Origin of the sequence: Pseudomonas sp. P135 (assembly GCF_020312125.1) — a bacterium.
GTDB classification, from domain to species: domain Bacteria; phylum Pseudomonadota; class Gammaproteobacteria; order Pseudomonadales; family Pseudomonadaceae; genus Aquipseudomonas; species Aquipseudomonas fragariae.
The window spans coordinates 396,349-418,614 of the sequence record NZ_JAGPYR010000004.1 but is presented as its reverse complement, the minus strand read 5'-3'; the positions used below and the strand labels follow the sequence as shown (position 1 = coordinate 418,614).

Sequence of the window (22,266 nt, the reverse complement as noted above, 5' to 3'; positions counted from 1 at the left end):
GTCCTATGAAAATTGTCGCCCCGCCTACATTGCCCATTCGTCCGGTAGCGCCAATCCGCGCCATCACACCGGCTGTGCGAGCGATTCCCGGCGGCGGGTTGCCTGATGAAAAAGGCACCTCGTCACTGCAGGTTTCGCGCTTCGCCGCAGCACTGGTGCAGCACAGCCGGATCCTGCGTGAGCGAGAACTGATCGCGAGCAGGAACGCGCTGCAGTCGCGGGCCGTCAAGCTGGGCGAGCTTTATCAGCTGCTGATGAGCGCCAGCGACACCGGGCTGGATAACGCCGCCAGACTGCTGCGCAAAAAACTGCTGCAGGACAACGACGCCGATCTGGAACAGGTTCTGGAATTCGCTGACGGCGACGCTGCCAAGGCTCACGTGGTGTTGCAGGCAGCGCGTAAACAGGCAGAAGACGATGGGGCGGAAGCAGAATATGTAGCGCTGACCCAGACGCTTAAACATCTGCGCCGCCAATTCGGCCCGCGTACCCGCGCCGGAATCAATACCGCAAGAGCCTTCGGGCGCCAGAACATCGATAACAAGCGCCGCACTGCCTTACGCAATCTGTATGGCGTAGCGGTTTCCGGACAACCCAATGTCACGGGCTTGATCGAAGCCTTGATTGGCGAGCAACAGGAACCCGGCGAGTTCGACCTGAACCTGCGCGACATGCGCATCGCCATCGCCGACGATCTTTCGGCGATTACCCCGTCGGCTTCCCATGAACAACTGCGCACGCTGATGCATGGCCTGACCACCGCGCGCCATGTCACCACGCTGCTGCGCGGCTGCGAACACCTGCTGGGGCGCATGCGCAAAAAGAATCCCAAACTGACGGTGGACCCGCCGGCCTTCCTCAAACACATGCTGACCCTGACGGCCAATGGCATGAATGTGAATCAGACCTTGCAACTGACCCAGCACATCGGGGGCAACAGGCTCGAACACCAGCTGGCCTTTCTCAATGGCCTGCGGCCGATGCTGATGCAGTTGCCGATCCTGCTCTGGCGGGACCTGAAAAGCCGTCAGGCCGCGCTGAATAATCTACTCACGCTGATGGCCGAGCTTACGCAGAAGGAACAGAAGCAACTATACGAGGGGCTTGCCTGATGAACCGGGTCATCAACTTTCTGAACATGGTCGCGCTGTCGGCCATGCGCCGCTCGGAACTGGTCGGTGCGTTTTTTGTGATCGCCATCGTGTTCATGATGATCACGCCGCTGCCAACCGGCTTGATCGACGTGCTGATCGCCGTGAACATCTGTATTTCCTGCCTGCTGATCATGCTGGCGATGCACCTGCCCAGGCCACTGGCGTTCTCGACCTTCCCTGCCGTGCTGCTGCTGACCACGATGTTTCGCCTGGCCCTGTCGGTTTCCACCACGCGGCTGATTCTGCTCAACCAGGACGCCGGGCACATCGTCGAGGCGTTCGGGCAGTTCGTGGTGGGCGGCAACCTGGCGGTGGGTCTGGTGATCTTCCTGATCCTGACGGTGGTCAACTTTCTGGTGATCACCAAAGGTTCGGAACGGGTCGCCGAAGTCGGTGCGCGTTTTACCCTGGACGCGATGCCCGGCAAGCAGATGTCCATCGACAGTGACCTGCGCGCCAACCTGATCACCGTCCACGAGGCCCGTAAACGACGCGCCGAACTGAACAAGGAAAGCCAGTTGTTCGGTGCGATGGACGGCGCCATGAAGTTCGTCAACGGCGATGCGATCGCCAGCCTGATCATTGTTGCCATCAACATGATCGGCGGCATTTCCATCGGCGTGCTGCAACACAATATGGCGGCGGGCGACGCCTTGCAGCTGTATACCGTGCTGACCATCGGTGACGGCCTGATCGCGCAGATTCCGGCGCTGCTGATCTCCGTGACCAGCGGCATGATCATCACCCGCGTGCCCAACACCGAGGCGGGTGTGGAAGCCAACATCGGCCGCGAGATCGCCGAACAGATCACCAGTCAGCCCAAGGCCTGGATCATCGCCTCGGTGGCCATGCTTGGCTTCGCTGCCCTGCCGGGAATGCCGACCGGTGTTTTCATCACCATCGCGATCATCTGCGGTGCCGGTGGACTGCTGCAGTTGCAGCGGGCAAAACCCAAGGCCGATGAGCAACGTACAGCCACTGTGGCGCCAGAAATGAACGGCAAGGAAGACCTGCGTACCTTTTCGCCCAGCCGCCAGTTTGTGCTGCAATTCCACCCCGGTCAGGACAGCGCGCAGATCGAAGCGCTGGTCAGCGAAATACGCAAGCGCCGCAACCGTCTGGTGGTGCAGTACGGCCTGACCCTGCCTTCGTTCATCATCGAGCACGTCGATGACATTGCCCCGGACGAGTTTCGCTTCACCGTCTATGACGTACCGATGCTCAAGGCCACCTTTACGCAGAGCCATGTCGCCGTGGAAGCGCGCCAGCTGGAAGGTGAAAACCTTCCGGCAGCCATCCCGGGCAATACCGACCGCCAGGAAGATCAATGGGTCTGGCTGCCTGCCGAGCAGTCCGGCGAATTGAACCCGGTCAGCTCCACAACCCTGATCATCGAACGCATGGAGCGCGCATTGCAGTCCTGCGCACCGCAGTTCATCGGCTTGCAGGAAACCAAAGCCATCCTCAGCTGGCTGGAGTCCGAGCAACCGGAACTCGCTCAGGAAATGCAACGGGTCCTCACCCTGACGCGCTTCTCGGCTGTCCTGCAACGCCTGGCCTCGGAGTGTGTGCCGCTGCGGGCGATCCGGGTCATTGCCGAAACCCTGATCGAGCACTGTCAGCATGAACGCGATACCAATGTGCTGACCGACTATGTGCGCATTGCGCTCAAGTCGCAGATCTACCACCAGTACTGCGGTGCCGAAGGCCTGCAAGTGTGGCTGCTGACGCCGGAAAGCGAGGGGTTGTTGCGTGATGGCCTGCGCCAGACGCAAACCGAAACATTCTTCGCGCTGAGCAACGAGATCAGCCAGATGCTCGTGCAACAGCTGCACATTGCCTTCCCGGTACGAGCTCCCGAACAGGCGGTTCTGCTGGTGGCACAGGATCTGCGCAGCCCTCTGCGTACCTTGTTGAGGGAGGAGTTCTACCATGTACCCGTACTATCTTTCGCGGAAATCAGCAACGCGGCCAAGGTCAAGGTCATGGGTCGATTCGACCTTGAAGACGATCTCGAGGCGCTGGACAACGAGCACGCTGCCTGAGCCTGTAAGGCCTGAATGCACGGAGACTTTCAGATGTTTGAATTACGCGTACTGAACGGCCAGCACCAAGGCGCGGCATTACCGCTGATCGGTGAGCAATGGTCGATTGGCTCTGCCGGGCAACACGATCTGGCGCTGGACGATGCGGGCGTGGAAAGCCTGCATTGCCGCCTGCAACGTGTCGACGACAACTGGACACTGAACGCTGAACAAGGCTCGGTCTGCGACGAACAGGGCAACGCCCGGCCGAGCATCGACCTGACGCTCAATAACGCCTTCATGCTGGGTTCGGTGTGGCTGTGCGTTTCGCCTGCGGGCGATGAGTGGCCCTCGGTGCCCGCCGTGATTCCCGAACAGCCTGAGGCCGAGTCCGGGCCGGCACGCAACGACGTGCCGCTGGAGAAGGTCAAGTCCCGCTCGCAGTTTCTCAACCGCACCACGGGCATCATCGCCGGGCTGCTGGTGGGCGTCATCGGCAGCGCCTGGAGCCTGACCCGCCCGCCCGCTATTGCGATGGATCAGAGCCCGGCACACCTGGCGGCCGCCACGACAGAGGCCTCGCCCGATACACCCAAGGCGCCAGCCAGGGCGGCAAACCCTGTGACCGACAACCGCATACGCCTGAGCAGCGCAGATGCCGTCCGCCACCAGTTGAGCACCATGCTCAGCGACCGCCTGCTGACCGACGTCAGCGTGGAAGAGACGCCCGACGGGCTGATTCTCAACGGCGATCTGAAAGAAGAATCGCTGCTGGTCTACCAGCGCATGCTTCAGCGCTTCAAGGCCCTGTACGACTCGCCGGTCACCGTTCTGGACAACGTGGGCAGCAATCGCAACACCCTGCCCTTTGTGGTGGTTCAGATCATGACCGGGCCGCATGCGCACCTGGTGACTGCCGACGGTCGACGTGTGTACGTAGGCGATGAAGTGGATGGCCTGCGCCTCACCCGTATCGACAATCAGCGTCTGCAATTCGACGGTAATCGCCATATCGAGGTGAACTGGTGAATGCAGCACTGAACCTGTGGAAAGACGCCCACGCCAGGCGTTTGAGCGAGTACTGCGCGGTGCGCGTCATTGGCCGGGTCAGCGCCGTGCGCGGGATTCTGCTGGAGTGCAAGATTCCGTCGGCCAAGGTCGGCGATCTCTGTGAAGTGAGCAAAGCCGACGGCTCGTTGCTGCTGGCCGAAATCGTCGGCTTCACCCAAGAATGCACGCTGCTCAGTGCCTTGGGGCCACCCGACGGTATTCAGGTCGGCGCGCCGATCCGCCCGCTGGGCGTGGCACACCGGATCGGTGTCGATGACAGCCTGCTCGGCTGTGTACTGGACGGTTTCGGGCGCCCGCTGATGGGCGATTGCCTCGGCGCTTTCGCGGGTCCCGAGGATCGCCGCACGACGCTGCCGGTGATCGCCGACGCCCTGCCGCCGACCCAGCGACCGCGTATCACCCGGGCGTTACCCACCGGGATACGCGCCATCGACAGTGCGATTCTGCTCGGCGAGGGCCAGCGTGTCGGGCTGTTCGCCGGTGCGGGCTGCGGCAAGACCACGCTGATGGCCGAACTGGCGCGCAACATGGATTGTGACGTCATCGTTTTCGGCCTGATCGGCGAACGGGGCCGCGAGCTGCGCGAGTTTCTCGACCATGAACTGGATGAAACCCTGCGCCGCCGCTCGGTGCTGGTCTGTGCGACATCCGATCGTTCCAGCATGGAGCGCGCCCGCGCTGCGTTCACCGCGACCGCCATTGCCGAAGCCTTTCGCGCCCGCGGCCAGAAAGTGTTGTTGCTGCTCGACTCGCTGACCCGCTTCGCCCGCGCGCAACGGGAAATCGGCATTGCCTCGGGCGAGCCGTTGGGGCGCGGCGGTCTGCCGCCCTCGGTGTACACCCTGCTGCCACGCCTGGTGGAACGCGCCGGGATGAGCGAAAACGGTTCGATCACCGCGCTTTACACGGTACTGATCGAACAGGACTCGATGAACGATCCGGTCGCCGACGAAGTGCGCTCGTTGCTCGACGGGCACATCGTACTGTCGCGCAAACTGGCTGAACGCGGGCACTACCCGGCGATCGATGTGTCGGCCAGCATCAGCCGGATCCTGAGCAACGTCACCGGTCGCGAACATCAACGGGCGAACAATCGCCTGCGTCAGTTGCTGGCCGCCTATAAACAAGTGGAAATGCTCCTGCGCCTGGGCGAATACCAGGCCGGGGCCGACCCGGTCACCGACTGTGCCGTGCAACTGAACGAGGCTATAAACGCGTTCCTGCGCCAGGACCTGCGTGAGCCCGTGCCGTTGCAGGAAACCCTCGACAGGCTGCTGCAACTCACCTCTCAACTGCCGGAGTAGCCATGGACGAACCACTGGAAGACGACCCGCAACAGGTCGCTCTGCAGCAGGTGATCGGGCTGCTCACGCCACTGCGCCAACATCGTCAGGCCAGTGCCGAGCGCGCCCATCGCCAGGCGCAGTTGGAACTGAAATCGATGCTCGACCACTTAGCAGAGACCAGGGCGTCGCTGAATCAGGAACGCGACAACCATAAGCGCCGCCGCGAGAGTCTGTCCCATGCGCATTTGCAAAAGACGCTCAGCCTGACTGATGTCGACGGCTGGCACGAAAAGGAAAGAACCATGCTCGACCGCCTGGCTTACATCCGCCAGGACGTGGAGCAACAGCAAATGCGAGTAGCTGAACAACAGGCGTTGCTTGAACAGAAACGGCTGCAAGCCAAGGCGTCCCAGCGCGCGGTCGAGAAACTCGCCTGCATGGAGGAGACGCTCAACGAAGAAGGTTAAGTGACGATGACCGCACCGATCAAAACCCCTGCCAAAGCGCCACCCGTGCCGAGTGCCCCGCCGGCCACCTCACGCGCCCTGCCTTCGCTGCGTCAACCCGACAGGTCCGATGACCAGCCGCCAGCCTTTGCCGGGGCGCCTCGCGGCGATGTACAGAAGGTTCGTTTCGCGCTGAACCGTTCAGTCACCGACAGCCCGATGAGCGCCGACGGCATGTTCTTCTCGCAACTGCTGATACCGCAGGTAGGTGAAGAGCCGGATCAGCAGGGCTTCGGAGGCAGCGGTGTGGCCTTCTCTGCACAATCCGAAAACGTACCGACGCAGTTGATCGACGAGCTGGCGCAGCGTTTGCCCGATCAGCCGGACGGTCCGCTGGCCTTCAGCCTGCTCATGCCCAATCTGGGGAGCGTGCGGGTCAACGCCAGCAAATCCGAAAACCGCTGGAGCATTCAACTGGGCTTTGGCCGACGTGACGTTCTCAAGCGCTTGCAGGGCCAGGTCGGCGCATGCCGGGACTCGCTGGCGCAGGCACTCGGGCAGGATGTCGAGCTGGACATGCATGAAGACTTCACAGCATGAGCGCCCTGCGTCTGCGCAAGGTCGACGCCCTGCTGGCCCAAGCCACCCGCGCACTCGGCGCCGGACGGCGCCTGGGCTTCAGCACCCGCGGTCAACACGCCGAACTGAGCCTGCTGCCGCAGCTCGAAGACGCGCGGATACCGGCAGACGGTGTCTGGTTGAATACTGCGGTCGGCCCCTTGCTGCTGAGCGATGCCGAAGCGTTGCTCAGCCTGCTGGGCGAAATACCCTTCTCGCTTGGCGGCGAGCACCAGGCCTGGTACTGGCAGCTATTCAACCAGCGCCTGAGCCCGGTGATTGCCGACCTGCTGGCGCCTGTTGCGCCGTTTTCCGACGCCCCGACCGAGCCGGCCATCGGCTGCCGGGTTCACGTGCGGCTGGGCAGCGAACGACTGGATGCCTACCTGCACGCCGCACCCGCCACCCTGCTCAGGCTTCTGGGTTCGGCTGACTGGCAAGTCTTGAAGCGTGACGTGGACCAATCCTGGTCGGTGGCGACACCGCTGATCGTAGGCGAACTGTCACTGACCCTGGAACAAATCGCCGCGCTACGCCCCGGTGACGTCGTGCTGCCTGCCCGCTGCCGGTTCGACAGCGCCGGACAAGGGACCGTGACACTCGCTGGCCGTCAATGGGCGGCCTGCACCGACCAACAGGCACAGCATCTTTTTCTGCAGCTCAGTCATGAGGAGCACAGTCACCATGAGTACTGAAGACCTGTATCAGGACGACGTCGAGATGCTCGACGACTATGAAGAACCGGTGCCTGAACAGGCTGATCAGCAACCGCATGACGACGAACACGCCGAGCAGGCATTCGGGTATGCGGACGAACCGGAGCATGAAGAGCAGTCCGGAGCCCCCCATGAGTCGCCGATGCTCGACTCACTGGAGCTGGACCTGACCTTGCGCTGCGGCGAGCTCAGATTAACCCTTGCCGAACTGCGCCGACTGGACGCCGGAACCATTCTCGAAGTCAGCGGCATCGCGCCAGGCCACGCCACGCTGTGCCATGGCGAGCAGGTGGTTGCCGAAGGCGAACTGGTCGACGTCGAAGGCCGCCTCGGTTTGCAGATTACCCGGCTGGTGGCGCGCTCATGATCATGGAGGGCATCAACCCGATCATGCTGGCGCTGTTTCTCGGCTCGCTGTCGCTGATCCCGTTCCTGTTGATCGTCTGTACCGCCTTTCTGAAGATCGCCATGACGCTGCTGATCACCCGCAATGCGATCGGCGTTCAGCAAGTACCGCCGAACATGGCGTTGTATGGCATCGCCCTGGCCGCGACGATGTTCGTCATGGCTCCGGTGGCGCATGACATACAGCAGCGGGTCCATGAACACCCGCTGGAACTGAGCAACGCCGACAAACTGCAGAGCAGCCTCAAAGTCGTCATCGAGCCGCTGCAACGCTTCATGACACGCAACACCGATCCGGACGTCGTGGCCCACCTGCTGGAAAATACCCAGCGCATGTGGCCCAAGGAAATGGCCGATCAGGCCAGCAAAGACGATCTTCTGCTGGCGATCCCGGCCTTTGTGCTGTCGGAATTGCAGGCCGGTTTCGAGATCGGTTTTCTGATCTATATCCCCTTCATCGTCATTGACCTGATTGTCTCCAACCTGTTGCTGGCACTGGGCATGCAGATGGTCTCGCCGATGACACTGTCGCTGCCGCTCAAACTGCTGCTGTTCGTGCTCGTATCGGGCTGGTCGCGTCTGCTCGACAGCCTGTTCTATTCCTACATGTGAGGCGGTCATGGAAGCGTTGGCGTTGTTCAAGCAAGGCATGTTTCTGGTCGTCATCCTGACCGCCCCGCCGCTGGCCGTTGCGGTGCTGGTGGGTGTGGTCACCTCGCTGCTGCAGGCACTCATGCAGATTCAGGATCAGACATTGCCCTTCGGCATCAAACTGGGCGCCGTCGGACTGACCCTGGCCATGACCGGCCGCTGGATCGGCGTCGAGCTGATCGAGTTCATCAATATGGCCTTCGACCTGATTGCCCGCTCCGGGGTCAGTCACTAAATGCCCTTCGACGCGCACAGCGCCTTTCAATTCATGCTGGGCATGGGACTGGCAATGGCGCGGCTGATGCCCTGCATGCTGCTGGTGCCAGCCTTTTGCTTCAAATACCTGAAAGGCCCGTTGCGTTATGCCGTCGTGGCGGTGATGGCGATGATCCCGGCACCGGCCATCAGCAAGGCTCTGGAGTCCCTCGACGACAACTGGTTCGCAATCGGCGGCCTGCTGATCAAGGAAGCGGTACTCGGCACGCTACTGGGGCTATTGCTGTATGCGCCATTCTGGATGTTCGCCTCGGTGGGCGCGCTGCTCGACAGCCAGCGCGGTGCGCTCAGCGGCGGCCAGTTGAACCCGGCGCTGGGCCCTGACGCCACGCCACTGGGCGAATTGTTTCAAGAAACCCTGATCATGCTGGTAATCCTCACCGGGGGGCTTTCGCTGATGACTCAGATCATCTGGGACAGCTACAGCGTCTGGCCTCCAACGGCCTGGATGCCGGGCATGAACGCTGGCGGCCTGGATGTCTTTCTGGAGCAGTTGAACCAGACGATGCAGCACATGCTGCTGTACGCGGCGCCCTTCATTGCGCTGCTGCTGTTGATCGAAGCGGCGTTCGCGATCATTGGTCTGTATGCGCAACAGCTGAACGTTTCGATCCTCGCCATGCCGGCCAAGAGTATGGCCGGCCTCGCTTTTCTGCTGATCTATCTGCCGACGCTGCTGGAACTGGGCACCGGTCAATTGTTGAAGCTGGTTGATCTGAAGTCGCTACTGACGCTTCTGGTGCAAGTGCCGTGAGCGAAAAAACCGAAAAGGCCACGCCCAAGCAACTGCGTGACGCGCGGGAAAAGGGTCAGGTCGGGCAAAGTCAGGACCTCGGCAAACTGCTGGTGTTGATGGCCGTCAGTGAAATTACCCTGGCCCTGGCTGATGAAAGCGTCAACCGACTGGAGGCGCTGTTGTCGCTGTCCTTTCAAGGCATCGACCGCAGCTTTGCCGCGTCGGTCGAGCTGATCGCCAGCGAAGGACTCTCGGTACTGCTCAGCTTTACCTTGTGCAGCGTCGGTATAGCGATGCTCATGCGTTTGATCAGCAGCTGGATGCAGATCGGTTTTCTGTTCGCGCCCAAGGCGCTGAAAATCGATCCCAACAAGATCAACCCGTTCTCCCACGCCAAACAGATGTTTTCCGGGCAAAACCTGCTCAACCTGCTGCTCAGTGTGCTCAAGGCCATTGCCATCGGCGCGACGCTGTATGTGCAAGTCAAACCTGTGCTGGGCACCCTGGTGTTGCTGGCCAACAGCGATCTGACGACCTACTGGCATGCCCTGGTCGAGCTGTTCAGGCATATTTTGCGAGTGATATTGGGGCTGCTGCTGGCGATCGCGATGATCGACTTCGCCATGCAGAAATACTTCCATGCGAAAAAACTGCGCATGAGCCACGAGGACATCAAGAAAGAGTACAAGCAATCGGAAGGCGACCCCCACGTCAAAGGCCATCGTCGGCAACTTGCCCAGGAGATCCTCAATCAGGAGCCCAGTGCTGCGCCCAAGCCGGTGGAAGACGCCGACATGCTGCTGGTCAACCCGACGCACTACGCGGTGGCCCTGTATTACCGACCAGGCGAAACGCCTCTGCCGCTGATTCATTGCAAAGGTGAAGACGAGGAAGCCCTGGCATTGATTGCCCGCGCCAAAAAAGCCGGCATCCCGGTGGTGCAGAGCATCTGGCTGACCAGGACGCTGTACCGCGCCAAGGTCGGAAAATATATCCCCCGGCCCACCCTGCAAGCTGTCGGTCACATCTACAAAGTGGTTCGGCAACTGGACGAAGTCACCGATGAGGTGATTCAGGTTGAAGTCGAGCTGTGATGGCGTATTGTCCACTGACGAACCAAAATGCAGCTGTACTTGTTTACGGCATGTTCGAGCATCTCTGCCATGCCACTGTCCATTAAACTATCCAGATCCATGAGCATCCCCTCGAGGAGGCCTTCATGACTGACCTCCGCGAAGAACAGGAGTCGCTGACGAATCAAGGAGAAGTGTGGCCAGGTCCATGTATCGGTAAATCGTTGTATTAGGACTAAGCCCCTCGGGAGCTGTGTATGCCATGAAAGCGCCTTGAATGATTGACAGTGGCTATCCATACCAGGTGTCGGCGGTGGGTCAGTTGACGCTTGCACAGAGACTCAACCTGGATGATAAAGCGTCGTTCTAATTGGGCTGGACGATTGGCGGATAGTAAAGGGGTTGTTTGAATACCATTGCGCGCTGTGCTGAGAGGTCAGTATAGTCGGCGATGTGGCACCCGCTTGATGCATTGCAAAGGGCTTGCAGTGGAACATTGCCAAGCGTAGGCTGTTTTAAAGTAGTTGGGAAAATTTTTAAAAGGACTTATGCATGCCAGGGATAGAGTTTTACTTTTCAACCGCACTTAACATTGACAACATTGATGGCATCCATCTACTGCAAGATCACATTGGCACCTATTATTCCAAGGCCTGGGATGACTTTGGTTATATCGTCACCTTTCAGGTCTATCATGTAGAGCATGGCAGGCGCGAGTCCTTGGGGCGCACCAAGTTACTTGTGAATGGTTATGATGACTCTTCAATTTATTTTTTAACATCCCATGATAAAGTCGGAGAAAGCGTTCGAATTACGAAACTGTTGGATCATAAAAAGGTGGTCTCGCTATCATCCGACATTGATTATTATCGTAGGATCCACGCTCTCATTCCCCAGAGGGCAGAAGACTACCTGCGTCAGATTTGTGACGGGAGTTATAATCTGCATGCGTACGGAGATTTTTCAAACTGGGAGGGTTTCGAGCTGTCCCTGTTCAGAGATCGCCTTGCTAAGGCCATCTTAAAAAAAGGCTATCAGATAGCGCTAGGCAGCTATGAAGCGCAGGAACAGTTCTCGTTCAAGCTGGAGGGACTTCCGGATAACTTTGACGCTGTCGAATTTAATTTTGACAACGCCAGGCAGTTAGGTCGTACCAATATCAACTTACTCATTGGCCGGAACGGTGTCGGAAAAAGCCACGTCCTCCGCCACTTGATAGATTTGGTTACGGGAGTGGAAAAACATGCTGAGAGCTGGCCCTTCTTCCATAAAGTCATTGTGGCAGCCTATTCACCCTTTGAGTCGTTCAAAACCGAGGTTGAGCTGTCAAATGCCTTGCCAAACCAAGCCATGGCCCAGACTGACGACAGTCACGAAAGTGATCTGACAGCTAAAGATGAGCAAGAACGACGCAGGCGACTGGTCAATGAATATGTCTACATTGGTTTCCGTGACCCTGAGGGTAAGTTTTCCCTGACGTGGCCTAAAGAAAGTAGCGCTCGAGCACTCCATCGTATTGTTCAATATGATGCAGATAACGAATGGACTGGCGGTAGCCGTTTCGAGCTGCTGTTTGATACGTTGTCCCACTCCATTGATTTTGATGCAGTTCAAGTTTTCAATTCAGATGATTCGTCGATAGTGCTTAGCCGCACCACGGAAGCGGTACGGCTGAGTCTCGCTACGCGCAAGGATTTTAATTACGCGGCGGGTATCGAATTCCTAAAAGGAGGTAGAACGGTTCCTCTGAGTTCCGGGCAGACCATCTATTCCTACCTGCTGCCGAACTTAGTCGCCGAAGTGGACGAGGAGAGCCTGCTCATCCTTGACGAGCCAGAACTGTATCTCCACCCGTCAATGGAGGTCGGGCTTTTGGATATGCTGAAGCAGTTGCTTGCCGCGACAAAATCCAACGCGATCATTGCTACGCATTCGACGATATTAGCGCGAGAGGTGGAGCGGTCTGCGATTTCGGTGCTGCGAAAGGTGGAGGATAGGACAGATGTTTCGAGACCCAATTTTGAAACATTTGGTCAGACCGTGGAAGTCATCATGGGACTGGCGTTTGATGACTATCAGACGCGCAAGCCCTACGAAGACTCAATTGACGAAGCTGTCGCCGATTGCGCGAGTCCCGAGGAGGCCCTTGAGAAGCTCGGTCCCAAGGTAGGAGACGAGGCACTGGCGTATCTGAGCGGTAAACTTATCGCGGGTGAGAATGATGTGGAGCCGGATATTGAGCGGAGGCCGAAATGAAGGACCTCTCATACCTTCGCACTGGACCGGGTTGCTCTTGGTTTGAATTGGCTATTGGCTCAGCTAAAAAAAACACTGCCATACTTGGATTTATTAAGTATGCCGTTCGCGAGCGCTATGAAGAGTTTGACGGTTTTATTGAGGACTATCAAACAGAGCCACGAAAAAGCGGGATCTCACTTTCTGGCCACGTACTGATAGACTTTTATGAGCGCCCTCCAGCGGCGTTAAAAACACTGTTAGAGGCTCGCCGTCATGATCATACGCTGGATGAGTGCCCCTATTGTGGATTTCCTCGAGCGCCGGAAACGCTCGACCATTTCTTACCGAAAGAGCGTTGGCCGGAATATTCGATTTTTTCTGATAATCTGGTGCCTCAATGTCGTGACTGCGCCCCAATAAAAGGGGTGAAATATTTTTGTGAAAATGAAAATCAGTCGTTCTTTCTTCATCCTATCTATAGCCCTGCGTTGTCGACACTGAGGTTTAAGATTGAGGTAACGATCGTGAAGGGAAAGCTTGTTTTCTCACCGGCCTTCAGTATTCCAGAAAGCATTACAGATGTTGATGAGAAGAGAATAAGTTCTCACTTAAAAAACCTGCATATCAAGCAGCGAATCGTGGACTACTGCGATGAACAATACCGCCATTGGATTAGGATTGCCCAGAGCAAGCCCTGCGATATAAAATCTATATTTGAGTCCAGGCTCAGCGAGCGAGAATGCGATCCATACCCTAATAATTGGGCGACGGCCTTCTATCAAGGTGTTCTTAAAAACCAGGATGCTGTGCGGGAACTCCAACGGCACGTTGTGAGCAAACCGCTGAGGTCCAATGGAGCGCATCGGCTTATCTAGACCCCATTCACCTACTGGGAGCCCGTCATGGCATTTGCGCAATAGATTAGATCATGCAATGGCTGACGGGCTTACCGTCAGCCCGAAAAGATAGCCCACGTATGTTGTGGATGTTAGTACGGTAGGGAGTTGATCACTCATCTTTCAGGTCAATCAAATACTGTTCGTTAAAGCGGATATGAATCTGAAATCAGGTCTCGAACTACGTCGAGGGGTTCATACCACTTTGCAATCTTGACCTACTGACTTTAGGCTCTGTACGAAAAGTCGAGGAGCGAAGGTCAGGCAAGGCAAAAACAGGCGAGGAACGGCCGGGGTCGCGTTCGACTCTACGTGTTGTAAATGAGCATTCCGATCGGACCCGCGCTCGAGCCTGTTTTTAACGCAGCATCACCGAGCGAAGCCACTTTACGTATAGAGCCTGGTGATTGCTTATGCACCAGCCCTCTCCCATTCCCTGCGTATTATCTCCTGCTACTGACTGCGTCCTGCAAGATTCCCCAATACTGCTTGAGGCTTGCCGCTCGCAGCTTTCAGCTGCCCCAAAAAAAGACCGCCCCATCTGCACTGGGGCGGTCTTTTTTTCATGCGGTTGTTATCTCCTAAGCCAGATGATCCAGGCCTGCCAGTATCAGTTCGTTTCGCCGGATATCATCCAGATTGGTGACGGCATGGGGGGCGTCGCTCACCGCGTGCCACACGACGAAATCACGCCGCATATCCAGGAACAGAAAGTAGTCATTGAATCGTTCGGCTTCTGAAAACCTCAGTTGCAGCGCCTCTCTGAGTTGTTCGGGACGCAGCGCTCGACCCTCGATGTGCAGCGCAATGCCCCAGTCATGGTGCTCGCGGCGGCTGACGAAGGAGACTCCGTTTGCCACCGGCCAGACCGCAGGGCTCTGTGCCGCAACGTTGTAGTAGAACGCTGTTTTCTCCTCGACCTCAATCATGTCTAGTCCCTTAACTTCACGACGGTGTAATCGCGCTCGTGGTCCTGATCGTCAAGACCGTCACGCATGTCCGGGGGCCACCAGATGACCAGTTCGCGGCTGGTGGAGTCCGGACGTTTGCAGGCAGTGCCCGAACAACCGTGGGTGGCGCACCCGGTCAGGGTAGCGAACACCACCAACACGACTGCAACGCTGCTGATCTTCATGGCTTTGCCCCCCGGAGCAGTGATGGCCGGCTCTCTTTGGCCATTTTCGATATCTGTGGCTGACGTACCGCGATATACACTTCGCTCTCCTCGCCCGGTTGCAGCCATGCGTGGGGCCAGGCGGCGACGCCGATGACCCAGCGACCACCGCAGCGACTCTCGTCGATGCGCACCGGTTTTTCGGTATTGTTACGCGCTACCACGACGGCCACACCCCAGTCCTTGCGTGCATACCATTGCGAGCGCTGGCCATCGAGGCTCAGGCCCTGGCCCGGGTCACACAGGCTGTCGGTTTCAAAGGGCAGTGTTTCGCCATCATGCATGCCCTCTGGCGCAGCGCCATCGACCATCTGCGTGAAGACTTTCTGAATGTCGCCGCGGGTAGGCAGCTCACCGCCGTCACGCCGTTCCTTGATCCTTTTCATCTGATCATCGACATCGTGAGGGTTGCCGTTCTGCACATAGCGAGCCGGGTTGACCTGGTCGCCAATCAGTCTTGGCGTCAGAATGAACAGGCGCTCGCGCTGGCTCAGTTCGCGGCTGCGGGACTGGAACAGCAGTTTGCCGATGTAGGGAATATCGCCCAGCAACGGAACCTTGTGGACCTTGTCGTTGGCTTCAAGGCCATGGAAACCGCCGATGACCAGTGAACCGTGTTCGGCTATGACGGCCTGGGTACTGACATTGCCTTTGCGCACACTTGGCTGCGTGTCATTGATGTCGGAGATGTCGATCTGACCATCCTCGATATCGACGATCAGTTGCACCTGAGGCTTGCCATCGTGGTCCAGCGAGCGCGGAGTCACCTGCAGACTGGTGCCAGCGGTGATGGGCTCGATATTGGCCACGCGTTCCGACGTCGCGGTGAGGTATTCGGTGCGACTGAAGTCGATCACGGCCGGCTGGTTTTCAAGGGTAAGAATGGACGGGTTGCCGATCACCGAGGCTGAACCGTTACCTTCCAGCGCATGCAGTTCGGCAGCGAACTTGCCGGCGTTCTGAATGAACAGGGTGGAGCTGGTGCCAGCGTCGAACATGTTGGCGCCCCCGTTGACACTCCCGGCATTGAAGTTCCAGCGGCTGGACAGTTCTGCCAGCTCGTTGCGATCGATGTCGAGGATCACGGCGTCGATTTCGATCAGGTTGCGCGAAACATCCAGCTCTTTGATGAGCTTTTCGTACATGGCCTTGCGCGAGGGCAAGTCGTAGATCAGCACGGCGTTGTTACGGACATCGGCCGTTACACGGATGTTGGCCCGACCGCCAGAGCGGCTTTTTCCAGCGCTTTTGCCGCCGCCGCCGCCATAGTGCAGCACCTGATCGAGGCCCTGCTCCAACGCATTGGTATCGAGGCCGCTGGAGCTCATCGGCAGACTCGGAGCGTCCGGGCTGCCACCGCCCGCCAGGCCGTTACCGCGACCGCCTCGCCCCAGCAGATCCATACCATTGATCGACCCGCCACGAGAACGGGTATCCAGCAAATCCTGGAGAATACTGGCCACCCCGGCGACCACCAGTTGTTGATCGCGATAGCGAATGGTGCGGTCCGCGGCACTGGCGTACTTGAGCGGGAATACGATGATGTCCTGCTTGTCGCCCTTTTCCGGCGCTTCGACTTTCTTGCTGTAATCGCGCACCAGTTCCACATATTTTGCCGGGCCACGAACCAGAACCACGCCCTCGTTAGGCAGTACCCCCCACCCGAAGCGCTTGTCCAGCAGCCCTACATCGGTCAAGGCAGTCTGCAGGTCATCTACCGCGTCGGATGACACTTCGATGCGTGCCGAGGTGTGCTCGCTGGAGGGGCTGACGTACAACGTGTCGTTATACACAAACCACTGGAAGTGATATTCCTGGCCCAGGCGGTCGAGAAACTCTTCCGGGCTCTGAGCGCGTATCCGGTCATCGAGGACCCCGGGAATGGGCGGCATATCCAGCGCCATGCCGAATTCCTTGGCGAAGTCGGCCAGCGCTGTCGCCAGCTCGGTCTGCCGGGCATCGTAGGCGTAAGCCGTATGTTTCCAGGCTTCGGGGGTCACCGCCCACGTGGCGGGGGACAGCCCGATCAACAATAAAGGCAACCACATCAAGGCCTTGCGCATTTCAAACTCCCGGTTGCCGGTGATTGAGGGTCGTGCGCCCGGCTAAGGCGGGCACGGAATTGACCAGAGTGGTGTGCATCAGGCTGAGCAAGGCCGCGCGCTGATTGGCCAGGCTTTCCAGACGGTTCAGCAGATCGGCAAGGCTGCAGGGGCCAGGCATCCAGCTGACCAGCACCATGCAGCGCGTTTGCGGATCGATGGCGAACGCGCCGTCACAGGCACACGCCAGGCTGGCACCGCCGTGACTGAGCAATGCTTCGATACGCTGAGGGTCGTTGGCGTCATAGGGGTCGAGTAACTCGATGCTGCAACGGACTCCGCCGCCCACCCTTTCCAGCCGTGCGTTGGCGTCGTCAACCCAGCAGTCGAGCGGGCTCGCCGGACGCTGATCACGCCACAGGCCGACGACCTCCTCGAACTCACTGAAATCCATCGATGACATTTTTGGTCATTTTATAACCAGCCTGCTGGCATTGATCAGCGATGTTGGAGCTGACCGCAGCCTGCTGGCTCGCCTCACTGAAGGCATCGATGTCGTCGGCGGTGAAATGCCCATTGCCCCCGTCCAGCACGTCATCCACGTCGGACAACGCGCGGGTGAGCGTGGAATCGAGGTTATTTTGCAGGGATTTGAAATTTATCATGTCCTGATACTCCATCAGAAAGGTTCAAACCTTGAGTGGAGCAAACAGGTGGAGCGGTTCCATTTTCGCCGCAAGAGTCTGTTTCAGGCTGTAGGTTTACAAAATAGCTGCACGGTTTCACAAATAGTTGACCGGCCGGGGATCAGTTCTGGTCTCCGCCGATCATCATCAAGCCCGCTTCGCGGTTTTTTTTGCCTAGGTTTTCATGTCGGAACGCCCTACTCCTCTCGTCTGAGGTGGCGATGCATCGGGGGAGGATCAGATGGCCGCCCGTATAGGCTGAAAAGGTCAGCAGGCTAACTCAGGTGTTGAGAGGCTGATGCGTTGAAATAATAGCTGTACAAGTAGATAGTTAATTATGATTACTTGTTAAGTATTTATTTTGAGAAACTTAGTATTGGGACTATTTGACTAGAAAATCCACAGTTAGATTTATTGTGGATTTTGGATAGATATTGGAATAAGATCAATGACCATTATTCTGCTTCGTTTAGAAGATTCGTAATCGAACCAGCGAATTGAAGCGAAAATTTAAAACCAGATTTCAACTGCTCTGACGATCCATATGTGATCGTTTAGAACAAATGAGAGCAAGCCGTTTGCTTGAGATTCTGATCAGTCATAAATATCATGACCTATGAGCAGAAAAGGAGAGCCCAAAATGTAGAAAAACGCGGCCAATCCTGAGAGGACTGACCGCGCTTAGCGAAGCAGACTTGCGTCCTGAGAACCCGCAATGTCTATTTTTTCAAAGCGGCTGTCAATCCTCCCCCATCTTTTCGACCTTAGCGAGACTACTCGACGGCACAGTGTTGCCTGTCGAAAGGCGCCGCTACGCCTGCCCTGCGTCTTGGTTTTTTGACGCAGCGTCGGCGCTCGGCCGCCAGATGAGAGCCCGTCCCAAGGATTAGCAACGTCCTGCTCAACTCAAATCCAGGCTAAAGTTTGCTATCTGCAACATAAGGAGACCAGCCAAGCGTTAATTCAATTTGGCTCCGGTATCGAGTATCAATCTGCGCAGGAGCCAAGCGAACGTATCGCTCAGCACGTTGGAGTTTTTCGCCAGAGAGCTTGAGCAAATACTCGACGACCTGGTCAGCTGACGGTGTGGTTTCCTGCCCACTGAATTTCGGCGGTAAGCCGGTCCAAACGACGTCGGTAATACCGCGCGCATCCGCCCATCCAGTCAAGGAAGGTATAGATGTTGGTGCGGCTTCACCGCGAGACCACTGGCCGATATGCTTACCCACGTTCTTAGCGGGAATGCCCTCTCTCAGACGTAATGCTTCGACGGCGGATGCAAGATCCGCCGACTCCATGAACACCCACTGCGAAGGGACTAGACGCTCGTTTTCGACCAGCACCAGCGTCATCCGCCCGTCTTGTGATTGCCTAGCGAACTCAACCGACAGCAAAGGTCCGTCCTCTGCCCACGGGCCACGAATAGGGAGATCCCTAGGCTCCCAAATCAGAGAGCCCCATCCCAGGCAAGCGATCCGTTTCAATCTGCCTCCGAAGTTATCGAATGATTCACGCTCATCCAGGGCTTCGGTCGAAGCCTCGGGGGTAAAGGAACATATACCCTAAGTCGCTTGGACCTACGTCAGAAGCCTCACTGACGGTCAACGACTTCTTCAGAAGGTATACCTCTTTGATGAGTTGCGGTGGATGCCCTGGGAGTAGGACCATGGGCATTAACAGGTAAGCCCCGGCCTTCTTGTAGTCTGCCAAAAACCTTGAAAGATTTACCTCACTTGCAGGCTCCATTGTTATGGAGCGTACAGTGAGCATCGGCGTTCGTTGATCTTCTTCATCCCTTTGGATGTTTGAAGTGATAGCCATTCCGTAATGCGATGGATGCTCTGAGGAAAAATGGCGAACTATGTCGATGAGGATCTCATCGTTCTTATCTATTGTCCCGAATCGCTCTCGCCACCGCTCAAAAATTTTTACGGCCGCATCCCGATGTCTGAACATTAGCGCCATGAAGGGCGGGGCGGCTAGATCGAGCGCCCCATAAGCCACGCCTGTCCAGCGAGCGCGGTCCCAAAGGTGAACGTCGATCACTGATCGTACTGCTACACCGCGATGGTCCGCAAACTTCGGAGGTTCTGCATCGGTGGGTAGTGGTTTCTCGGGTTGCACGCCTGCTCTGGCTGCCTTCGGATCTCGTCTAACCTGCGGCCTACTTGGAGTGGCTTCGAACGTTTTTAGTGCATGCTTTTCCCACAACTCAAGGCGTGCCACACCATTGAAAATGCGCTCCCGACTAAAACAAAGCGAACCGATCATCGCGACCCGTTCCATTGCGGCATCTGCTTTGAATAGCTGGTCAACGGCATCTTCGAAATTCTTTGCGGTGCAGGTCGCAGAGAAAACTATGGCTGCGACTTCTAGCAGCATGGAGAGAAAATCGCTGTGAACCGCCGGGTTCCACGGGAACATATTCTTAGGCCAGCGGACGGTCACGCTCATTCGATCCAAATCAGCAGCAATCTCGAAAGACGCGATTTCCGTTTCGATGATCTCGATTTGGAAACGCTCTGTATGAGCGAAAGCTTCTAGCTCAAACGCTGTTGCGAAGAAGGCCTCGATCGTCCCGACGATGGCTTCGGCGACGGTGATACTCACATCGGTAGGTTCATGCCGAACATGCACCTGAACGCCCAATACCGAGGTGACATACTCTTGAGCATCCGGGCCGTTGAAAATTGGCGGTCGCCAGCTCGCATCGCCCGCCGGCTGTCCTGCTAACTGATTGAAAAAAGTCTCAACAGCCTCAGTAGTTTCGCTTTCGGGTACCCAACCTTCCTTTCTCAGTACGTCCTCATATCCCAGGAGGTATAGCAGCGTAGTCCTGCTTACATCCAGTCCTAATCCTGCGAGGACATCAGGGATCGATTTCAGCCTTGGAATCTGATCCCTGGACAGGTTTGCCAACTGACAGGCAAGGACCATGTCATAGTTTTTCAGCTGTTCAGCGGCGCGCTTCTTTGCGCTATCACTGAAAGGCAGAGAGGCCAGGCATCCCCGCGCAATCTGGATAGTTTCAAGCAGTTCGGGGAAGTGCTTAAGCTGGGCTGCTTGCCATGCTGCGTTCATGAGCGCCGGGAACACTATTAGCGGCGGCTCTCCATCCTTTTCACCTTCGATGAAGAGGGTCGCCGCTGCTGAGGTACAGCCCGCGCGTGCTGCCCAAAGCAAGCCTGCACTTTGGTAAGCAAGCGCCAGTTGAAGCTGTGCGTCGGCGAGATCTCCAGCGTTCTCCTTTTTGGAAAGCAGCCGGACTGCTTTACCGAGAAGCCGGATCACCTCCATTTTTTCGTCGAAGTCGAGCTGCTTAGCGCGATTGAGCAATACCACTGCCCCTTGAACTTCTCCTGAGCGCTTAGCCACGAAGTCAGATAGTTGGTCTACAAGCTTTCGGTAACCGCGATCTTTGCCTGCTGCCTCGCCGAACACTTCGATAAGCCTTACCAGTCGCTTGGCGTTAAACTCCCCTAAACCATCAGCCTCCAAGAGAGTGTCGGAGAACTTTGGCCACAGCGATGAAACCTGTTCTGGCTCTCCAAAGATAAAAGCTTCGTTGAGCTGGATCGTGAGCAAAGAAGTCCTTGCCTCAAGGGCGTTGTTCGGGCGGCTGCTATCGCTCGCCATTTCGGCAAGCCGAGAGGACAGTCGGGCTATCCGGGGTTCAAGTCTTACCTCTTCCGGTGTGCGATGACGGTGGATGACCATATTGAACAGGAGTTGCAAGAGGTTGCAGAGCATCTCGAGGTTTATCGCATTCTCATCATCGATGACCCGAGTCTCGAACCCCTCATACCCATCGAGAATCGCCTTGAGGTCATCAAACCACCAGAACGCAGTCCAGAGAGATTCGTAACGTGCGGTGAGCTGCTGTCGGTACGTCCCCCCGTCGTCCGCCAGCCGGATAGCACGAAGAAATCTGCCATCCACATCCGTTCGCGGCAACTCCAGCCCTCGCGCCAGAGTTGCTGCCAAAAGTGCCTCCGACGCGCGCTGCATTTTCATCCCAACAAATGCAGAAGGATCCTCAAGCTCTCGCTCAATATCTGCAAGCTGCTGCTTACGGGAATAGTCTGATGGGCCTAGAGCTAGATCGTCCGTTTCGTCACCGATTTTCAAATAGTTGACCGCGAGGTCCAGGCGGTTTTTATCGATAACCTCATTGATGATCCACGCTCGGTCATGAATGGTTACCCGGACACCGTATAAACGGCTCAGCTCATCTTCTACGCGGGCACGATCTTTCGCACGCGCAGCTCTCGATGTCACAAAAAAGATCTTGGTGTATCCACGGTCGGTGGCCACGATTCCGTTCACATCGGATCTGGCCTTGTCGGCCCAGGTTTTTTTTGCGCTGAAAGCAAAAGCCCACCGTTCGGTGCCGCTATTTGCCGTACCAACAAAAGTCAGGGTGCTTATTTCGTCAGAAACTGGAGAGGTCTCGGTGTCGGCCTTGCTGTCACCACCGCCCTCCGGCCCAGTCGCCGGCCTCAGGTTCGGACAAATCGTCCGCTCGCAAAGCTTGCGACAGAACAATTCAAAGTCATGCGTCTGATTACGCTCGGTGATGGTCTCCAAGTGATGAGACAGGACCTCAGCTTTGAGCTGGTATTTGATCTTGCGGGTAGAGTCGGAATAGAGCTCGGGGCGGATCTGACGCATGAACTGGGAGGGCGAGACGACCTTATCTTCAGCCTTCATCTGCATCACATGGGGTCCTTTTTGGTGAGGCGTAGGCAGTTATTGACTATGTATACCGTGACGC

Annotated in this window: 21 protein-coding genes; 14 read left to right on the top strand and 7 right to left on the bottom strand. The window is 57.3% G+C overall.

Going from position 1 to position 22,266, the window contains the following annotated elements:
• Positions 1 to 5: 5 nt before the first annotated feature.
• From sctW to KBY08_RS08760, 14 genes are all read left to right on the top strand, one after another.
• Entirely contained in the window at positions 6 to 1,112 is a 1,107-nt protein-coding gene (gene sctW / locus KBY08_RS08825; protein ID WP_004406523.1) for a type III secretion system gatekeeper subunit SctW, read from the top strand.
• On the top strand, positions 1,112 to 3,199 hold the full coding sequence (sctV, locus tag KBY08_RS08820; protein ID WP_024643013.1) for a type III secretion system export apparatus subunit SctV: 2,088 nt from the start codon (positions 1,112 to 1,114) through the stop codon (positions 3,197 to 3,199). Before sctW ends, sctV begins: the two co-directional genes overlap by 1 nt.
• Positions 3,200 to 3,232: 33 nt before the next feature.
• Complete coding sequence (gene sctD, locus KBY08_RS08815; RefSeq protein WP_024643012.1) at positions 3,233 to 4,207, top strand: type III secretion system inner membrane ring subunit SctD; 975 nt, start codon at positions 3,233 to 3,235, stop codon at positions 4,205 to 4,207.
• Complete coding sequence (hrcN, locus tag KBY08_RS08810; RefSeq protein ID WP_011266891.1) at positions 4,204 to 5,553, top strand: type III secretion system ATPase HrcN; 1,350 nt, start codon at positions 4,204 to 4,206, stop codon at positions 5,551 to 5,553. The genes sctD and hrcN overlap by 4 nt, the downstream gene beginning before the upstream one ends.
• Before the next feature lie 2 nt (positions 5,554 to 5,555).
• The gene (locus KBY08_RS08805; protein ID WP_004405163.1) at positions 5,556 to 6,002 is read left to right on the top strand and encodes a hypothetical protein; all 447 of its coding nucleotides are present in this window, start codon (positions 5,556 to 5,558) and stop codon (positions 6,000 to 6,002) included.
• A 6-nt stretch (positions 6,003 to 6,008) separates the two neighbouring features.
• Positions 6,009 to 6,581, top strand: coding sequence for a type III secretion system protein HrpP (gene hrpP / locus KBY08_RS08800; RefSeq protein ID WP_011266889.1), 573 nt, complete (start codon positions 6,009 to 6,011; stop codon positions 6,579 to 6,581).
• Complete coding sequence (locus KBY08_RS08795; protein ID WP_024659972.1) at positions 6,578 to 7,294, top strand: hypothetical protein; 717 nt, start codon at positions 6,578 to 6,580, stop codon at positions 7,292 to 7,294. The genes hrpP and KBY08_RS08795 overlap by 4 nt, the downstream gene beginning before the upstream one ends.
• Positions 7,284 to 7,682, top strand: a complete 399-nt coding sequence (locus KBY08_RS08790; protein WP_129450199.1) for a FliM/FliN family flagellar motor switch protein — start codon at positions 7,284 to 7,286, stop codon at positions 7,680 to 7,682. Before KBY08_RS08795 ends, KBY08_RS08790 begins: the two co-directional genes overlap by 11 nt.
• Positions 7,679 to 8,332 (top strand): type III secretion system export apparatus subunit SctR, encoded by a 654-nt coding sequence (gene sctR, locus KBY08_RS08785; RefSeq protein ID WP_004406534.1) that lies wholly within the window; start codon positions 7,679 to 7,681, stop codon positions 8,330 to 8,332. Before KBY08_RS08790 ends, sctR begins: the two co-directional genes overlap by 4 nt.
• A 7-nt stretch (positions 8,333 to 8,339) precedes the next feature.
• The gene (sctS, locus tag KBY08_RS08780; protein WP_004406535.1) at positions 8,340 to 8,606 is read left to right on the top strand and encodes a type III secretion system export apparatus subunit SctS; all 267 of its coding nucleotides are present in this window, start codon (positions 8,340 to 8,342) and stop codon (positions 8,604 to 8,606) included.
• Positions 8,607 to 9,401, top strand: coding sequence for a type III secretion system export apparatus subunit SctT (gene sctT / locus KBY08_RS08775; protein ID WP_003339813.1), 795 nt, complete (start codon positions 8,607 to 8,609; stop codon positions 9,399 to 9,401). It abuts the gene before it with no gap.
• A complete protein-coding gene (gene sctU, locus KBY08_RS08770; RefSeq protein ID WP_024651706.1) occupies positions 9,398 to 10,477 on the top strand; it encodes a type III secretion system export apparatus subunit SctU in 1,080 nt (359 codons plus the stop codon). The genes sctT and sctU overlap by 4 nt, the downstream gene beginning before the upstream one ends.
• 531 nt (positions 10,478 to 11,008) lie before the next feature.
• Positions 11,009 to 12,712, top strand: a complete 1,704-nt coding sequence (locus KBY08_RS08765) for an AAA family ATPase (protein ID WP_024659973.1) — start codon at positions 11,009 to 11,011, stop codon at positions 12,710 to 12,712.
• Positions 12,709 to 13,569, top strand: coding sequence for an HNH endonuclease (locus tag KBY08_RS08760; protein ID WP_004406544.1), 861 nt, complete (start codon positions 12,709 to 12,711; stop codon positions 13,567 to 13,569). Before KBY08_RS08765 ends, KBY08_RS08760 begins: the two co-directional genes overlap by 4 nt.
• Positions 13,570 to 14,171: 602 nt before the next feature.
• Here KBY08_RS08760 and KBY08_RS08755 read toward each other — a convergent pair.
• The 7 genes from KBY08_RS08755 to KBY08_RS08725 all read right to left on the bottom strand — a co-directional run bounded on the left by KBY08_RS08755 (position 14,172) and on the right by KBY08_RS08725 (position 22,208).
• Entirely contained in the window at positions 14,172 to 14,519 is a 348-nt protein-coding gene (locus tag KBY08_RS08755) for a negative regulator of hrp expression HrpV (protein WP_003339817.1), read from the bottom strand.
• Positions 14,520 to 14,521: 2 nt separating this feature from the next.
• A complete protein-coding gene (hrpT, locus tag KBY08_RS08750; protein WP_003314144.1) occupies positions 14,522 to 14,725 on the bottom strand; it encodes an HrpT family type III secretion system protein in 204 nt (67 codons plus the stop codon).
• Positions 14,722 to 16,827 (bottom strand): type III secretion system outer membrane ring subunit SctC, encoded by a 2,106-nt coding sequence (sctC, locus tag KBY08_RS08745; protein WP_225651117.1) that lies wholly within the window; start codon positions 16,825 to 16,827, stop codon positions 14,722 to 14,724. The genes hrpT and sctC overlap by 4 nt, the downstream gene beginning before the upstream one ends.
• 1 nt (position 16,828) lies before the next feature.
• Positions 16,829 to 17,269, bottom strand: a complete 441-nt coding sequence (locus KBY08_RS08740) for a type III secretion system protein HrpG (protein ID WP_004418828.1) — start codon at positions 17,267 to 17,269, stop codon at positions 16,829 to 16,831.
• On the bottom strand, positions 17,247 to 17,486 hold the full coding sequence (locus KBY08_RS08735; protein WP_173427831.1) for a hypothetical protein: 240 nt from the start codon (positions 17,484 to 17,486) through the stop codon (positions 17,247 to 17,249). Before KBY08_RS08735 ends, KBY08_RS08740 begins: the two co-directional genes overlap by 23 nt.
• A gap of 923 nt (positions 17,487 to 18,409) precedes the next feature.
• Positions 18,410 to 18,844: a hypothetical protein gene (locus KBY08_RS08730; protein ID WP_010424307.1), complete on the bottom strand. Its 435-nt coding sequence runs from the start codon at positions 18,842 to 18,844 to the stop codon at positions 18,410 to 18,412.
• Positions 18,845 to 19,007: 163 nt separating this feature from the next.
• A complete protein-coding gene (locus KBY08_RS08725; RefSeq protein ID WP_225651116.1) occupies positions 19,008 to 22,208 on the bottom strand; it encodes a tetratricopeptide repeat protein in 3,201 nt (1,066 codons plus the stop codon).
• Positions 22,209 to 22,266 lie beyond the last annotated feature (58 nt).

What these genes read in the sequence shown, in the direction of transcription:
- sctW (WP_004406523.1), top strand. Translation starts at nt 6, where the DNA reads ATGAAAATTGTCGCCCCGCCTACATTGCCCATTCGTCCGGTAGCGCCA.
- sctV (WP_024643013.1), top strand. Translation starts at nt 1,112, where the DNA reads ATGAACCGGGTCATCAACTTTCTGAACATGGTCGCGCTGTCGGCCATG.
- sctD (WP_024643012.1), top strand. Translation starts at nt 3,233, where the DNA reads ATGTTTGAATTACGCGTACTGAACGGCCAGCACCAAGGCGCGGCATTA.
- KBY08_RS08805 (WP_004405163.1), top strand. Translation starts at nt 5,556, where the DNA reads ATGGACGAACCACTGGAAGACGACCCGCAACAGGTCGCTCTGCAGCAG.
- hrpP (WP_011266889.1), top strand. Translation starts at nt 6,009, where the DNA reads ATGACCGCACCGATCAAAACCCCTGCCAAAGCGCCACCCGTGCCGAGT.
- KBY08_RS08795 (WP_024659972.1), top strand. Translation starts at nt 6,578, where the DNA reads ATGAGCGCCCTGCGTCTGCGCAAGGTCGACGCCCTGCTGGCCCAAGCC.
- KBY08_RS08790 (WP_129450199.1), top strand. Translation starts at nt 7,284, where the DNA reads ATGAGTACTGAAGACCTGTATCAGGACGACGTCGAGATGCTCGACGAC.
- sctR (WP_004406534.1), top strand. Translation starts at nt 7,679, where the DNA reads ATGATCATGGAGGGCATCAACCCGATCATGCTGGCGCTGTTTCTCGGC.
- sctS (WP_004406535.1), top strand. Translation starts at nt 8,340, where the DNA reads ATGGAAGCGTTGGCGTTGTTCAAGCAAGGCATGTTTCTGGTCGTCATC.
- sctT (WP_003339813.1), top strand. Translation starts at nt 8,607, where the DNA reads ATGCCCTTCGACGCGCACAGCGCCTTTCAATTCATGCTGGGCATGGGA.
- KBY08_RS08765 (WP_024659973.1), top strand. Translation starts at nt 11,009, where the DNA reads ATGCCAGGGATAGAGTTTTACTTTTCAACCGCACTTAACATTGACAAC.
- KBY08_RS08760 (WP_004406544.1), top strand. Translation starts at nt 12,709, where the DNA reads ATGAAGGACCTCTCATACCTTCGCACTGGACCGGGTTGCTCTTGGTTT.
- KBY08_RS08755 (WP_003339817.1), bottom strand. Translation starts at nt 14,519, where the DNA reads ATGATTGAGGTCGAGGAGAAAACAGCGTTCTACTACAACGTTGCGGCA.
- hrpT (WP_003314144.1), bottom strand. Translation starts at nt 14,725, where the DNA reads ATGAAGATCAGCAGCGTTGCAGTCGTGTTGGTGGTGTTCGCTACCCTG.
- sctC (WP_225651117.1), bottom strand. Translation starts at nt 16,827, where the DNA reads ATGCGCAAGGCCTTGATGTGGTTGCCTTTATTGTTGATCGGGCTGTCC.
- KBY08_RS08740 (WP_004418828.1), bottom strand. Translation starts at nt 17,269, where the DNA reads ATGTCATCGATGGATTTCAGTGAGTTCGAGGAGGTCGTCGGCCTGTGG.
- KBY08_RS08735 (WP_173427831.1), bottom strand. Translation starts at nt 17,486, where the DNA reads ATGGAGTATCAGGACATGATAAATTTCAAATCCCTGCAAAATAACCTC.
- KBY08_RS08730 (WP_010424307.1), bottom strand. Translation starts at nt 18,844, where the DNA reads ATGACGCTGGTGCTGGTCGAAAACGAGCGTCTAGTCCCTTCGCAGTGG.
- KBY08_RS08725 (WP_225651116.1), bottom strand. Translation starts at nt 22,208, where the DNA reads ATGCAGATGAAGGCTGAAGATAAGGTCGTCTCGCCCTCCCAGTTCATG.